The 13,265-nt window shown below is 72.5% G+C and carries 13 protein-coding genes; 5 read left to right on the top strand and 8 right to left on the bottom strand.

From position 1 onward, the window contains the following. Positions 1–524 precede the first annotated feature (524 nt). Positions 525–1,457, top strand: a complete 933-nt coding sequence (locus tag OP86_RS23855) for a lysozyme (protein WP_030056840.1) — start codon at positions 525–527, stop codon at positions 1,455–1,457. Positions 1,458–1,566: 109 nt separating this feature from the next. On the opposite strand, the gene OP86_RS23850 is transcribed toward OP86_RS23855, so the two are convergent. From OP86_RS23850 to OP86_RS23835, 4 genes are all read right to left on the bottom strand, one after another. Further along, positions 1,567–3,246 (bottom strand): S53 family peptidase, encoded by a 1,680-nt coding sequence (locus tag OP86_RS23850; protein ID WP_030056841.1) that lies wholly within the window; start codon positions 3,244–3,246, stop codon positions 1,567–1,569. Positions 3,247–3,439: 193 nt separating this feature from the next. Beyond that, positions 3,440–5,275 carry a M1 family aminopeptidase gene (locus OP86_RS23845; RefSeq protein ID WP_030056842.1) on the bottom strand — a complete coding sequence of 612 codons (1,836 nt, stop codon included), beginning with the start codon at positions 5,273–5,275 and terminating at the stop codon, positions 3,440–3,442. Between the two features lie 113 nt (positions 5,276–5,388). Further along, entirely contained in the window at positions 5,389–5,742 is a 354-nt protein-coding gene (locus OP86_RS23840) for a hypothetical protein (RefSeq protein WP_030056843.1), read from the bottom strand. Between the two features lie 99 nt (positions 5,743–5,841). After that, positions 5,842–6,471: a maleylpyruvate isomerase N-terminal domain-containing protein gene (locus OP86_RS23835; RefSeq protein ID WP_030257198.1), complete on the bottom strand. Its 630-nt coding sequence runs from the start codon at positions 6,469–6,471 to the stop codon at positions 5,842–5,844. Positions 6,472–6,677: 206 nt separating this feature from the next. On the opposite strand from OP86_RS23835, the gene OP86_RS23830 reads away from it, so the two are divergent. The 4 genes from OP86_RS23830 (at position 6,678) to OP86_RS33040 (ending at position 9,705) form a co-directional block, all read left to right on the top strand. Further along, a complete protein-coding gene (locus OP86_RS23830) occupies positions 6,678–7,307 on the top strand; it encodes a LysE family transporter (RefSeq protein WP_030056844.1) in 630 nt (209 codons plus the stop codon). A gap of 155 nt (positions 7,308–7,462) precedes the next feature. Continuing rightward, positions 7,463–8,182 carry a TetR/AcrR family transcriptional regulator gene (locus tag OP86_RS23825; RefSeq protein WP_199815177.1) on the top strand — a complete coding sequence of 240 codons (720 nt, stop codon included), beginning with the start codon at positions 7,463–7,465 and terminating at the stop codon, positions 8,180–8,182. A 104-nt stretch (positions 8,183–8,286) separates the two neighbouring features. Beyond that, entirely contained in the window at positions 8,287–8,616 is a 330-nt protein-coding gene (locus tag OP86_RS35135) for a hypothetical protein (RefSeq protein ID WP_030056846.1), read from the top strand. Between the two features lie 15 nt (positions 8,617–8,631). Next, on the top strand, positions 8,632–9,705 hold the full coding sequence (locus OP86_RS33040; RefSeq protein WP_030056847.1) for a M14 family metallopeptidase: 1,074 nt from the start codon (positions 8,632–8,634) through the stop codon (positions 9,703–9,705). Positions 9,706–9,785: 80 nt separating this feature from the next. On the opposite strand, the gene OP86_RS23815 is transcribed toward OP86_RS33040, so the two are convergent. From OP86_RS23815 to OP86_RS23800, 4 genes are all read right to left on the bottom strand, one after another. Then, positions 9,786–11,171: a hypothetical protein gene (locus OP86_RS23815; RefSeq protein WP_030056848.1), complete on the bottom strand. Its 1,386-nt coding sequence runs from the start codon at positions 11,169–11,171 to the stop codon at positions 9,786–9,788. Between the two features lie 6 nt (positions 11,172–11,177). After that, positions 11,178–11,951: a hypothetical protein gene (locus OP86_RS23810; protein WP_030056849.1), complete on the bottom strand. Its 774-nt coding sequence runs from the start codon at positions 11,949–11,951 to the stop codon at positions 11,178–11,180. 18 nt (positions 11,952–11,969) lie between these two features. Beyond that, positions 11,970–12,287, bottom strand: coding sequence for a hypothetical protein (locus OP86_RS23805; protein WP_051830478.1), 318 nt, complete (start codon positions 12,285–12,287; stop codon positions 11,970–11,972). 337 nt (positions 12,288–12,624) lie between these two features. Continuing rightward, complete coding sequence (locus OP86_RS23800; RefSeq protein WP_030056850.1) at positions 12,625–13,251, bottom strand: TetR/AcrR family transcriptional regulator; 627 nt, start codon at positions 13,249–13,251, stop codon at positions 12,625–12,627. Positions 13,252–13,265 lie beyond the last annotated feature (14 nt).

The raw sequence follows: 13,265 nt of genomic DNA, 5'->3' as shown, positions 1-13,265 counted from the left end.
CGTCAACGCAGCCCGCAACATTCTGGCCGCCGGACTGGCGGTGTCGGCCTGTGGAGACGGTGTAAGACCTCAACGGAGCACTCCGGGCGGGCAGTCGTCAGTGAAGCAGGAAGTCGTCCCAGCACCCCGCGTACGTGAGGTGTCTCAGCCGCGAGGCTGAGGGGAATCCCCGCTCCTTCAGGGCGGGGAGGATGTCAAGGCTGGTCCTCTCCTCCGTGCCGGGTGCCGCCCGGGACGGCGGGCACCCGGGCATCGTGCCACAGCGCCCGACCCGCCCCCGGCCCCGTGGAGCGGCAGGCCCGGCAGGAGCGGCACAACCGGCAGGACCGGCAACCCGCGTTGCCGGCGGTGGTGGTCCGACACATGTGACGCCGGTTCAGGATGTGACCCGGGATGCCTGGCGCCACTGGCGGGTACATGGCTACTCTGCCGTACGGCCGGGCCAACTCCCGGCCGTACCAGGCCTCTTGGGCCGCCCGTGCACACCGGACCAGACCCGTCCATACCGGATCAGAGGAGTGCTCATGCCCCGCTCTTCCCGCTCCGCCCGCACCGCCGGGACCGACAGATCGGCCCGTCCGCGCCGCCTGCCCGTCCTGTCCGCTCTGCCCACCCTGGCCGCACTCGCCGCCGCGACCGCCCTGGCCACCGGCGCGGCAGCCCCGGCGTACGCCGCCGAGCCCGCCCCGGACGCCCCGGCGGCCCCCGTCTCCGCCGTCGCCCCCGTCGTCGAGGGCCACCCCGGCTTCCACCCGGACCGCGACTTCGCCGGCTCCACCGTCGCCGCCCACGAGGGCCGCGGCGGCGCGCCCTTCGCCTCCCTCGCCGTCACCCAGACCCCCGGCCTGGACGTCGCCAGCTACCAGGGCAACGTCAACTGGTCCTCGGCGGCGGCCAACGGCGCCCGCTTCGCCTACGTCAAGGCCACCGAGGGCACCGGCTACACCAACCCGTACTTCGCCCAGCAGTACAACGGCTCCTACAACGCCGGCCTGATCCGCGGCGCCTACCACTTCGCGCTGCCGAACAGTTCCTCCGGCGCCACCCAGGCCAACTACTTCGTCGACCACGGCGGTGGCTGGTCCGCCGACGGCAAGACCCTGCCGCCGGCCCTGGACATCGAGTACAACCCCTACGGCGCCACCTGCTACGGCCTCGGCCAGAGCGCCATGGTCAGCTGGATCCGTTCCTTCAGCGACACCGTCCGCTCGCGCACCGGCCGCTACCCCACCATCTACACCACCACCACCTGGTGGACGCAGTGCACCGGCGACTACGGCGGCTTCGGCTCCACCAACCCGCTCTGGATAGCCCGCTACGCCTCCACCGTCGGCACCCTGCCGAACGGCTGGGGCTACCAGACCTTCTGGCAGTACGCGGACTCCGGCACGCTCCCCGGTGACCAGGACTACTTCAACGGCGCGACCGACCGTCTGCGCGCCCTCGCCCTGGGCTGACGGACCCGGCGGTCGGTGCGGGGGCCGCGGCGGCGGGCCCCGCACCGACCGGTACGGACCGAAGAGGAGTCACAGGGCCGGAAGAGGAGTCACAGGGCCCGAAGAGGACTCACAGGGCCTTGAGGCCGTCCAGGAGCTGCTGGCCGCCGGGGCTGCCGAGGCCGGTGCACGGGTCCCAGCCGGGCCCGGAGGGGTACGCGCCGTTGCTGCCGACGGTGATGTCCCGCAGGACGCCGGTCGCGAAGTGCGCGTACAGGTTCGGGTTGAGGAAGCCGACCCGGTGGCCGAGGCCCTGGTTGATCCGGGCCAGCAGGGCGGCCCACATCGGCGCCGCCGCGCTGGTGCCGCCGACCAGGTCGGCGTGCACGCCGTCCACGTTCGGGATGACCACGCCGGTGTTCCGGGAGGCGACCGCGGACACGTCGGGCACGCCGCGGCCGTGCACGTGCGGCGGGTTCGCGGCGACCGGCATCGTGAGGCCGGCCTGGTACGGGGGCACCGCGAACATCCGGCTGATGCCGCCCCCGGTGCGCGCCCTCGGGCCGTCGTCCCAGACGATCTCCTTGTCGACCACGCCCGCCTTGACCACCAGGTGGGTGCCGCCGACGCCGAGCACGTGCGGACTGGAGGCGGGGAAGTCGGCGTGGGCACGCTCGCCGAAGTTGGTGTCCCGGGAGCCGTCGTCGCCGGAGGCGCAGCAGATGCTGATGTCCTTGGTGCCGGCGTCGATGAAGACGCCGTCGACGTGGCTGACGCCCGAGGGGGTCCACCGCGGGCCCCCTTCTTCGGTGTTGCCGTAGCTGCAGGAGATCACCGAGGGCCGGTTGACGGTGTCGGTCGCAATCCGGTTGACCAGGTCGGTCCAGCCCTGCTCGGTGAACTTGCTGAAGTAGACGACGATCTTCGCCCCGGGTGCGAGGGAGCCGACCACGGCGAGGTCGAGCATGATCTCGCCGGTGCTGTCGAACGGGTCCTCGGTGGCGTCGCCCGGGCCGGGATCGTTGCCGGGGGATCCGACGTTCGGGATCACCACGTCGGTGATGTTCGGCACGGGCAGCCCCAGCACGGTGAAGTACGTCTTCAAGGCGCTCAGCGAGTAGCCGCCGGACGGCACGCCGGGCGAGGTCTCACCGTTGAAAGCGAGGACGGCGATGCACTGGCCGGTGCCGTCGAGGCCTGCGGGGTAGTCGTACGGTTTCGCGAGCTGGTGCGGGAAGAAGACGCCCGCCGGAAGGGCCGGTACGGCCTTCGCGATCGGCAGGCTGACCTCCGTCCGGCGGATCAGCAGGCTGGCGCCGATCGGCCGGTCGTCCAGGCCGAACACGCCGGTGACGATGCCGCTGAGCTCCTCGGGGACGTGGACGGCACCCTCGCGGCCGCGGTAGATGCGGGGGTTGTCGTGGGCGTCCTGGTAGCGGTAGCGGGCCAGGGTGACCCGGAAGGCGTCCGCGACGTCCTCGGTGGTGCCGGTCAGCTGGATGCTGCGGGCCAGCGGGTTCTCGTTGGAGACGGCGAGGCGGTGCTCGCCGGCGAAGGCCTCGACGGCCTTCAGGTCGGTGTCGCGCCAGCGGTTGGTGGCGGCGTACTCGTCGTCGGTGGGGACGGTCCGGCGGGTCGGCGCCTGGAGCGCCAGCTCGTACAGGTCCGGCCGAGGGGGCGCGTCGGGGTCGCGCCGCAGGTAGACGGTGACGGTGAGGGGGGTCCGCGGGTCGGCCGGGCCGATGACCCGCGCTCCGTCGAGCGGAACGCGGGAGCTGTCCGGCAGCGGCACGTAGTGGTTGGTCGACATGATCGCTCCAGCGGTCGGGTCAGCGCCGGGAGCCTCGCGACGGTGGGTCGTGTGCTTTCGACTGTGTGCTTTCGACTGTCAGTGGACGACGGACATTTATGCCGTATACGGACAGCGTCCGCCGCACGGCACGCGCAGTCAAGCGGCGCCGCCCCCGGCCGGGACCGGGGGCGGCGCCCGACGGGCACGGGGCTCAGCCGTCGATGCGGTGCTGGCTCCAGAAGGAGGTCAGGTCGACGGTGGTGGCGGCCTGGGCCGCGGCCTTGAACTCGGGGGTGGTGGACACCCCGTACCAGTGCGCCTGCGCGTAGCTGCGCAGCAGCGTGGTCATCGCAGTGTCGCCGATCGTGCGGCGCAGGTCGTGCAGGGCGCACTTGCCGTAGCCGTAGACGACCGTGGAGTAGCGGGAGGAGTTGGCGTCCCAGTACGCCATCGAGTTGGTGATCTTCTCCGCCGACGAGGCCCAGGAGACGCTGTTCCAGCAGCCGTTGCCGGTCTTGCCGAGGGCGAGGTCGGTGGCGTAGTCGGTGAAGGCCTCGTCCAGCCAGGGGCCGTTGTACTCGTCGTCGCCGACGATGCCGTACCACCACTGGTGGCCGATCTCGTGGGTCAGCGCCGTGGTGCTGACCAGGTCGAGGACGAAGCCCGGGTACTCCATGCCGCCGAACCAGAAGCTGTTGTCGATCACCGCGTCCAGTTCACCGTACGGGTAGGCGCCGAAGCGCTGGGCGTGGGCGTCGACCGCCGAGGTCGCGGTGGAGAGCATCGACTTGGCGTCCGCCGCGCTGATTCCCGCCACCGAGTAGACGTTGACCTTCACGCCGGCCTGCGAGGTGCCGGAGATCACGGTGAACGGCCCGGCGCCCCAGGCGAAGTCGCGCACCTTGCTCGCGGTCGCCTTGGTGACGGTCCGGCCGGCCGTGCCCGGGGTGTCCACCGAGGTGCCGGTCGCGGGGACCAGCAGGCCCGTCGGGTGGTCCAGGGTGACGGTGAAGTCCGCGGCCACCGAGTAGAAGGACTCGCCGTTGTTGGTGTACGGGTCGAGGTGCCAGCCGGCCGCGTCCCTGATCGCCAGCACGGGCAGGGCGTTGCCGAGGAAGTTGAACGCCCCGTCGTGGCCGAAGCGGTCGGAGCCGCTCGGCACGGTGATGCCGAGGTCGAAGCCGACGGTGCCGCTCTGGCCCTGTGCGAGCGGCGCCGGCAGGGTGACCTTGAGCGCGGTGCAGTTCACCGAGAGCGGGGCGGGCGTGCCGCCGGTCACGTTGGTCACCGTGATCGGGGTGCTGGGGCAGCTGCCGTGCCAGTTGTCCCACAGCCGCAGGTACACCTCGTTCAGCGCGGTGGGCGAGGCGTTGGTGAAGGTCACGCTCTCGTGCCCGGTCCAACTGCCGCCGGAGGCGTCGCTGGTGAGGTTGACGGTGTACCCGGGCGCGGCCGGGGTGCGGGTCGGGTCGCCGGGCTGGGGCGGGGTGGTGCCGCCGGAGACGTCCAGGGTGACGTCGTCCAGCACGAAGCTGGTCTGCAGGCTGGAGTCCTCCGTCCCGGTGAAGGCGAGCGTCACGGTCTGGCCCGCGAAGGCGGAGACGTCGACGGTCTTGTGCACGTACCCGTCCTGGGCGTCCAGGTTGGAGTAGCCGGCCAGGGTGGTGGAGCCGAGTTTGACGGTCAGTTTGTCGTAGGCCGTGCTGGTGGTCGTCTCGGCGGTGTCGACGTGCAGCCAGAACCCGAGCGTGGCGGTGCCGCACCCGGCGGGGAGGGTGACGGACTGCGAGAGCGTGTCGGTGTGGGTGGAGCCGTAGCCGTCGAGCCAGGCGTAGGAGCCGCCGGAGTGCGCGCTCTGGCCGGTGTCGGCGGTGATCGCGCCGCTCGGCGCCGTCCAGGGCGAACTGCCGGACTCGAAACCGCCGTTGGCCACCACCTGGGCAGGTGTGCAGTCGGCGGCGCTCGCCACATTGGGGGTGGCGAGCGCCGTGAGGCCGGCCGCCGCGAACAACGCGGCACCGGTCAGGGCATGCAGGAGTCTTCTCATCGGAACCTCTCGTGGGAGCGGGCCGGGAGCAGCAGCGTGACAGCAAACCCGCACCTTTGAAAGGGTCATGCCAGCGCACCGGCCCCCACCTCCGAGGGGCCGTGCACGGAGGATCAGCGCGGGTCGACCAGCTCCGGCGCGAAGACCGTGCCCAGCGGCTCCGGACCGATGTACTGCTGGCAGTTGCACGGCCGCGCCTCGTACTGCAGCGGGCAGCGGTCGGCGTCCCAGGCCGTCGGGGCCTCGACGACCTCGTGGCAGCGGCCCTGCTTGTCGTGCTTGGCCAGGTGGTGGGTACAGCCGCAGACCGGCTCCGGCGGGCGGTTGGCCGCCTCCAGCGCGGTCTGCCGGCGCTCGGTCGCGGCGAGCAGCTCCATCTTCCGCTCGTGCCGCACCTTCAACGCCTGCCGGGCGTCCTTGACGATCCACCCGCTGCCGTACAGGACGACGGGCAGCACCCACCACATGTTGAGCACCTGGTCCACTGACTCTCCCCCGATCGGGCCGATTCCGGCCGCTGATCATACTGCTGACCAGGGATTACCCGCCCCCGCCGGGAGGGGGCCTCAGCGGATGACCGGGAGCACCGCCTCGGCGCTGCGGCCGGTCGCCGCCTCGATGAAGGCCACCGGGTCCGCGACCTCGGCCAGCAGCGCGTGGGTCGCGTGCAGGGCCGCGTCGGCGGGCGGCGGGCCGCCGACGGCCGCGATCAGGTCGAGCAGGTGGACGGTCGCCTCCATCAGCGCCACCTCGCCGAGCGCGCCGACCGTCACGCTGCCGAGCAGCGGGTGCGCCACCGTCGCACTCGGCGGCAGGTCCGCGAGGCCGGCCAGGGCGGCCGGGCCCTCGATCCCGAACCGGGCGATCAGCAGGACGGGTTCGAGCGAACCGGCCGACTGCTTCGCCGCCTCCGCGACCTGCCCGGCCGCGGTGTGCGCGATGCCGCCCGGCCGGTTGTAGGCCCGCAGGATCCCGGAGCCGCTGGTCACCTCGGCCGGCGCGTCCAGGACGGCCGCGCGCAGCCCGGTGAACATCTCCGGCGCCGGCGCGACGTGCGCGTACAGCTCCCGGACGGTCCAGGCGGGCAGCCGGGTCGGCCGGTCCCAGTCCTCGGCGCCCAGGGCCGCGCCGCGCTCCGCCCAGGAGGCCCAGGCCTGTGCCAACAGGACGCGCACCGGGTCGTTCTGACTGTTCATCGGGTCTCCTCCTCAGGGCGGTGGTGACGGACGGCACCACGCTACCCGGCGCCCGTCGAAAAGCAGTTGCCGCCCCCGCTCCCCGGCCGCCAGGATCGGGCCATGACCGACGTCCCCGCCCGCCCGCTGCCCGTGACCTCCGCCGCCCGCCCGGCCACGGTCCAGCAGCAGCCCGGCCGCCCCCGGAGGCCCGACGCCGCCCACGCGTGAGGGCCGCCCTGGTCGCGGGGCTGCTCGCCGGGTTCGGCGTCGCCGTCCCGGTGGGGGCCGTCGGGGCCTACCTCGTCGCACTCACCGCCCGGACCTCACTGCGCACCGGCGCCTGCGCCGCCCTCGGCGTGGCCACCGCCGACGGGCTGTACGCGCTGCTCGCAGCGGCGGGCGGCACCGGCCTCGCACCCCTGCTCGAACCGGTCGCCGGGCCGCTGCGGATCGCCTCCGCCGTGGTCCTGCTGGCCCTGGCCGCCCGCACGGCCCACGCCGCGCTCCGCAGCCGCCGCCCCGGCGCCGCCGCGACGCCGGAGCGGGAACCGCCCACCCCCGCCCGGGCCTTCCTCACCCTGCTCGGGATCACCCTGCTGAACCCGCTCACCGTGCTCTACTTCGCCGCCCTGGTCCTCGGCGGCGGAGGCCGGGAGGGCGCGGCCCCCGATGCCCTCGCGCGGGCGGTGTTCGCCGCCGCCGCGTTCGCCGCCTCGGCCGGCTGGCAGCTGCTGCTCGCCTCGGGCGGCGCACTGCTGGGCCGTGCGCTGACCGGCCCGCGCGGCCGGTTACTCACCGCGCTCGGCTCCTCCGCCCTGGTCGCCGGCCTCGCCGTCCGACTGCTGGTCGGCTGACCAGCGAAATCTCCGCTTTGGCCGATCAGCGACGGCTCACCCGTTTACGTCCGATTCATACCTTGTATCCTGGTTCTGTATCCGCTGAGTGACATCCGCCGAGTGGCATCCGTTGCTTCATGGACGGCGTCGGCACCGACCGGAGGAGTGCGGGCATGGCCGAACGGGACGGCACCGAGAAGCGGGGCCGGCTGAGCCGCCCGCTGGTGCTCGCCGCCGGCGTGGCACTGGTCGACCGCGAGGGCCTGAGCGCGCTGACCATGCGCAGACTGGCCGCCGAGCTGGGCGTCGAGTCGATGGCCCTGTACCGCTACACCCCGGGCAAGGAAGCCCTGCTCGACGGCCTGATCGAGGCCTACTTCACCGAGGTCAACGACCGGCTGCGGACGAGCGCCGACAGCGCCCGCGAGCCCGGCTGGCGCCAGGAGCTGCGCCGGATCGCCAAGGCCTTCGCCGCCGCCGCGCACGCCCACCCCGAGATCCTGCCGCTGGTCGCGACCCGGCCGCTGACCGTCCCGATGGCCCGCCGCCCGGCCCCGGTGCTCGAACTCACCGAGCACATCCTCGCCGTGCTCGGCCGGGCCGGTTTCGACGACGCCACCGCGCTGACCGTCTACCGCACCTTCGTCGCCTGGAACCTCGGCTGCCTGCTGGTGGACAAGCGCCAGGTGGTCGACAACCCGGACGAGCCGGACCCCGCGCTGCGACTGGGCCTGCACCGGCTGCCCGCCGCCGAGTACCCGCGACTGCGCGCCCTGGTGCCCCGCTTCGCCGACTTCGACGACGAGGGCGAGATGCTCAGCGGCCTCGACGCGCTGCTGGACGGGATGCCACCGCCGCCCCTTGACGCCTTCTACGGCGGCGACGCATCCTGAGGATACGAGGTACACGTCGGACATATCCGCCCAGATCGGCACCGCAGAGCAAGCCGTCGACACCGCTCCGGCCACGCTCCGGCGGCGCCCGGAAGAAGTCCCTCATGTCCGCCGTTCCGAACGAACCATCCCAGGACGACATCCTGCGCCTCCACGTCACCGCCAAGGACCCGGAGGCCCTGCGCGCGCTGCTGCGCGACACCCGCGCCGACGTCGGCGGACGCCCGCACGTCGAGACGGACGGCCGCATCGGCGTCGACGTCTACACCACAGCCGACCGGATCCCGGACCTCGAACGCGAAGGCGTCACGGTGACCCGGACCGGCAACGCCAGCGAGGCCGGGCGCGCGGCCCAGGCCGAGGTCGGCAGCGGCGACCGCTTCGCCCCCGACGACGCCGTCCCGCACGGCCTGGCCGCCAAGCTCGCCGGCTGACCCGGGAGGCCCGTCATGCCGTACCTGAACGTCACCGAGGTCGAGTCCGCCGTGACCAGCCTGGCCACCGCCTACCCCGACCTCACCCAACTCGTCCCCCTGCCCAACACCACCTTCGAGAACCGCACCGCCCACGCCCTGGTGGTCGGCGAGCCCTCGGACACGCCCAAGCCGTGCGTGATGATGATCGGCGGCGTCCACGCCCGCGAGTGGGGCAGCTGCGAGATCCTCGTCCACCTCGCCGCCGACCTGCTGGAAGCCAAGCGCGACGGCACCGGCCTCGGCTACGGCGGCACCGCCTTCACCGCCGGACAGGTCAGCGGCCTGCTCCACCGGCTCGACCTGGTGATCTTCCCGTTGGTCAACCCCGACGGGCGACACTACAGCCAGACCGTCCGGCCGATGTGGCGCAAGAACCGCAACCCGGCCAACGCCGGCGGCAATCCGAACCCGGACTGCATCGGCGTCGACATCAACCGCAACTACGACTTCCTCTTCGACTTCGTCACCGCCTTCGACCCCAGCTCCAACCCCCGGGTGTCGAACGACCCGTGCGACCCGCAGGTCTACGCCGGTCCGAGCGCGTTCTCCGAGCCGGAGACCCAGAACGTCCTCGCGCTGCTGGAGCAGTTCCCGCTGACCCGGTGGTTCGTCGACGTGCACAGCTACTCGCAGGACATCCTCTACAACTGGGGCGACGACGAGAACCAGTCGATCGACCCCGACATGAACTTCCGCAACTCCGAGTACGACGGCAAGCGCGGCGTGCCCAACGACCTCGCGTACGCCGAGTACATCCCCAAGGGCGACGAGGACGCCGCCGTGCTGCTCGCCGAGGCGTTCTGCCACGGCCTCAACGGCGTGCGCGGTCTGACGTACAAGCCGATCACCGGCTTCCACCTCTACCCGACCAGCGGGACCAGCGACGACTACGTCTACTCCCGCAACTTCGCCGACCCCGACCAGGGCAAGGTGCTCGGCTTCACCGTCGAGTGGGGCACCGAGTTCCACCCCCGGTGGGCGGAGATGCAGCAGATCATCCTCGACGTGGACGCCGGGCTGGTGCAGTTCTGCCTGGCCGCCGCCTGAGACAACTCCCGACAAGCCACAGTGCCCGACAGCTGGGCGCCCGCCACGAACGGTCGTGGCGGGCGCCCGGGCTCGCGCGCTCAGGGGGCGCGGTGGAAGAAGAAGGGATCCAGTGACACCGGCACCCGCGACACCCCGTTCGTGTCGAGCAGTTGGTGGGTGGTGAAGTTGGCGTTGCGCTGGTACGTCACGCCCACCGGGAAGTTGGCCCGGTCCGGAGTGTTGTTGCCGGCGAAGATGCCGTAGAAGTCCTTCCCGACCGCGACCATCCGGATGTAGTCGCCGAGGTACGGCAGCTGCCGCCCGGCCGACGGTACGTCGCCCGGGGCCTGGTGCAGCACGTGGCTCTCCACCGTCGCGAAGCCGTCGCCGGTCAGCTCCAGCACCGTCGACCACTGGTTGTGGGCCAGCTGCTGGTAGACCAGCCCGACCAGCCCGTCGGAGTTGACCGCCCACGACGGGTTCTTGCCGCCGATCACGTCCTGGCGCGCCACGGACCAGGTCTGCCCCCGGTCCTTGGAGTGGCGGGTGTGCAGCACGTAGTCGGTGGGGGCGGTCCCGCCGAGGTTGTCGCAGTAGGCGACCCACACGCTGTTGGAGTCCGTGGGATCCACTCCGATCGACAGGTCCGCGCCGGTGCGTTCCTGGCCCAGCGTCCGCTGCTTGGAGTCGAACCGGACCTTCCGACCGGTGACCACGCGCTGGCCGACCTCGCCGTCGGCCGAGTCCAGGAGGTCCTCGAAGGGGCTCGGTCCGATGCCGCCCTTGTCGTCGCGGGTCACCACGACGTCGAAGGTCATCCGGGCCCTGTCCAAGGGGTCCTCGGCGGTGAAGCTCTGGAACGCGATGTAGACCGTGCCGTCAGGGTGCGCGGCGATCCGCACCGGCGGCCCGTCGAAGAGCGTGCCGGGACGCCGGTCGAGCCGGATGGGCCCGAACCCGGCCGGAGCGGGCCCGGCACCGGCGTCGCTCGACACGTCCACGGTGGCGGTCCCCGTCGGCGAGGCGGCGTCGTTGTTGCCGACGTACACCCGGTCGCTGCTGTGACCGTTCGCCGAGACGGTGATGGCGACCACCCAGGGCTGGTCCACGTCGCTCCGGTCGACGAGCACGCTCATCGGGGTGGCCGAGGTGATGTTCGGCGCGCGCAGGATCTGCAGGTCGCCGGTCAGCCCGTTGAGGATGCCGGTGTAGAGCTGCCCTCCCTGCGTGCCGAAGCCGACGCTGATGTCCCCGGTGCCGAGGCGCCCGTTGCCCGGGACGACGGGGTTCAGCACCCAGGTGTCCCCGCCGTCGGTCGAGACGTACACGGGGGCGAAGGGGCTGCCCATCGGTTCGGCGGTGAACGCCGTCGCGACGATCTCGTTCGGGTTCTCCGGGTTGACCGCGATGCTGGGCTCACTGTCCAGCTTCGCATCGCCGCTCAGCGACTTGGGGGTGATGTCGACGACCTTGATGGTGGGCATGTCGGCTCACCTCCGTTCCCGTAGCACGGCGAGCTTCTGCGCGGGCTGGTAGTCGTCGGCGTCGAGCAGTTGGTACGGCGCGTGCGCGGCCAGGTCGCCCGACGTCTCGTGCAGCAGCCACAGGCCCGGCTGTCCGGGCAGCGGCTTGGGCACGTGGCGCCAGCGGACGTCCTCGCTGCTCGGGTAGAGGACGCCGATCCGCCCGGGTTCGACCCTGCCGGCCTCGACGTGCGAGACGTCGAGCGCGGCACGCCACCAGTGCGGGGCGTGCTCGGAGTACGACGGCAGGCCGAGGTCCTCCAGTCCGACCACGCTGCCGACGACGACGGCGTCCGCCTCGGCGGCGTGCGCGGCCAGATCCTGGTTGCGGATCTCCCGTTGCACCGAGGAGAACGGCAGCTCGTCGGCCGTGGTGGCGGCGAGCGAGACGTGCCGCTGGACGGCGCCGGCCGGCAGCCGGCCGACCTCGGTGACGCCCAGGGTCTCGCCGTAGACCAGGCCCTGGGTGAAGAACGCGGCCGTGTCACTGACCTTCAACAGGTCGGCGTCGGCCGCCAGTTGGACGGTGACCTCACTGCCCGCGAGCTGCTTGAAGGCGTCGGGTGCGTGCAGCACCTGGTCCACCTTGACCACGGCCGTCCGTTCGTTGCGGGCATCGGCCGGGAAGGCCGCGAGCGAGGTGCCGCCGACCCTGGTGACCGTGCCCACGAAGCTCAGTGGAGCCTGCCGGACGAGTTCGGTCAGCCGCTCGGGTGCGACACCGGGTGATACGTCGGTCATGACGATCCTCCTCTACCGTCACCGCGCGGCGCGGGCCGGGGACGGGTGCGCCCGGCGCCACTCGATCCGCGCGCCGAGCAGGCAGGCGGCGGTGACGGCGGCCGCCAGTGCGACCACGAGCCACTCCGCCGCGCCGCTGCCGGCGTCCGGGTCGATGCCGAGGAGCGTCTCGATCCACTGCGGCCACACCAGGGTGAGCAGGAACAGCAGTCCGGACAGACCGCCGAGGGCCGTCTCCAGCCAGAAGCGGGGCCGGACCGGACGCGCTTGCCGGACGTGCTGGGGGTGCTGGAAGTGCTGGGAGTTCTGGGAGTTCTGGACGTGCCGGAAGGGCATCACTGCGCCTCCCCTTCTCCAACCGCCCGGGCCGCGCCGCGACGCAGCGCGCGCCGTTCCCGTGCCACCGCGCCGTGGCGGCGGCACGGCCCGGCCGGGCCGGCCCGGGTCGGCGGTCGCTCCCCACCGGCGCCGCCGGTCGGGGGCGTGGTCGCCGGGGGAGGTGGTTGCTTCGATCCGCAGCGTCGGGGCTGCGGTGGGAGTGCGCCGGGAGGGCTCGCGGTGTCACGCTGCGTGCCGGCCCTTGCGCTGTACGCCTACGAGGCACACGTACTTCGTAAACGAGTCTGCTCGCACCGCGTGAGCAGGTCAAGGGCGGAGCGGGCCGCCGCCCGGCTCAGACCCGGGCGCCGAGCATCCGCAGCACCAACTCGCCGTATCTGCGGCCGAGCTCCTCCGGGGCCTCGGTCGAGCGGTCGGTGTACCAGCGGGAGACGTCGATGCCCAGCGAGGTGACCGCACGGGCCGCCGTCCGCACCTCCGAGACCTGGAACGCCCCGGCCGTCACGCCCTCCTCGATCAGCGCGCTGACCTCGCGCTCGATGTCCAGCCGCAGCGCCGCGACCACCGCGTAGGCGTCCTCGGGCAGTGCGTGCAGCTCGTAGTTGACCACCCGGCCGACCGTACGGGCCCGGGCGTGCCAGGTGGTGAACTGCTCGACCAGCCGCCGCATCCGCTCCGCCGGGCCGCCCCCGCCGGCCGCCGCCGCCCGGACCAGGGCCAGCGTGGCGGCGTGCCCGGCCTGGCTGATCTCGGCCAGCAGCGCGGCCTTCGACTGGTAGTGGATGTACAGCGCGGCCGGGCTCATCCCGGCGGCGGTGGCGATGTCCCGGGTGGTGGTGGCGTGGAAGCCGCGCTCCGCGAACGACTCGACGGCGGCCTGGAGCAACCGGTACGCCGCCTCGGGGCGGGTGTCGGCGCCGGGCAGGGTCGGCCAGAGGTCGGCGATCGGAGTGCTGGTCATGGCGCCATCCTCGC

Source organism: Streptomyces novaecaesareae, assembly GCF_000716875.1.
GTDB classification, from domain to species: Bacteria; Actinomycetota; Actinomycetes; order Streptomycetales; family Streptomycetaceae; genus Kitasatospora; species Kitasatospora novaecaesareae.
This window is presented reverse-complemented; position numbering and strand designations above follow the sequence as displayed.

Coding starts and splice junctions, on each gene's coding strand:
- OP86_RS23835 (WP_030257198.1), bottom strand. CDS start 6,471: ATGAACAGTCAGAACGACCCGGTGCGCGTCCTGTTGGCACAGGCCTGG.
- OP86_RS23840 (WP_030056843.1), bottom strand. CDS start 5,742: ATGTGGTGGGTGCTGCCCGTCGTCCTGTACGGCAGCGGGTGGATCGTC.
- OP86_RS33040 (WP_030056847.1), top strand. CDS start 8,632: ATGCCGTACCTGAACGTCACCGAGGTCGAGTCCGCCGTGACCAGCCTG.
- OP86_RS23825 (WP_199815177.1), top strand. CDS start 7,463: ATGGCCGAACGGGACGGCACCGAGAAGCGGGGCCGGCTGAGCCGCCCG.
- OP86_RS23815 (WP_030056848.1), bottom strand. CDS start 11,171: ATGCCCACCATCAAGGTCGTCGACATCACCCCCAAGTCGCTGAGCGGC.
- OP86_RS23855 (WP_030056840.1), top strand. CDS start 525: ATGCCCCGCTCTTCCCGCTCCGCCCGCACCGCCGGGACCGACAGATCG.
- OP86_RS23800 (WP_030056850.1), bottom strand. CDS start 13,251: ATGACCAGCACTCCGATCGCCGACCTCTGGCCGACCCTGCCCGGCGCC.
- OP86_RS23810 (WP_030056849.1), bottom strand. CDS start 11,951: ATGACCGACGTATCACCCGGTGTCGCACCCGAGCGGCTGACCGAACTC.
- OP86_RS23845 (WP_030056842.1), bottom strand. CDS start 5,275: ATGAGAAGACTCCTGCATGCCCTGACCGGTGCCGCGTTGTTCGCGGCG.
- OP86_RS35135 (WP_030056846.1), top strand. CDS start 8,287: ATGTCCGCCGTTCCGAACGAACCATCCCAGGACGACATCCTGCGCCTC.
- OP86_RS23850 (WP_030056841.1), bottom strand. CDS start 3,246: ATGTCGACCAACCACTACGTGCCGCTGCCGGACAGCTCCCGCGTTCCG.
- OP86_RS23805 (WP_051830478.1), bottom strand. CDS start 12,287: ATGCCCTTCCGGCACGTCCAGAACTCCCAGAACTCCCAGCACTTCCAG.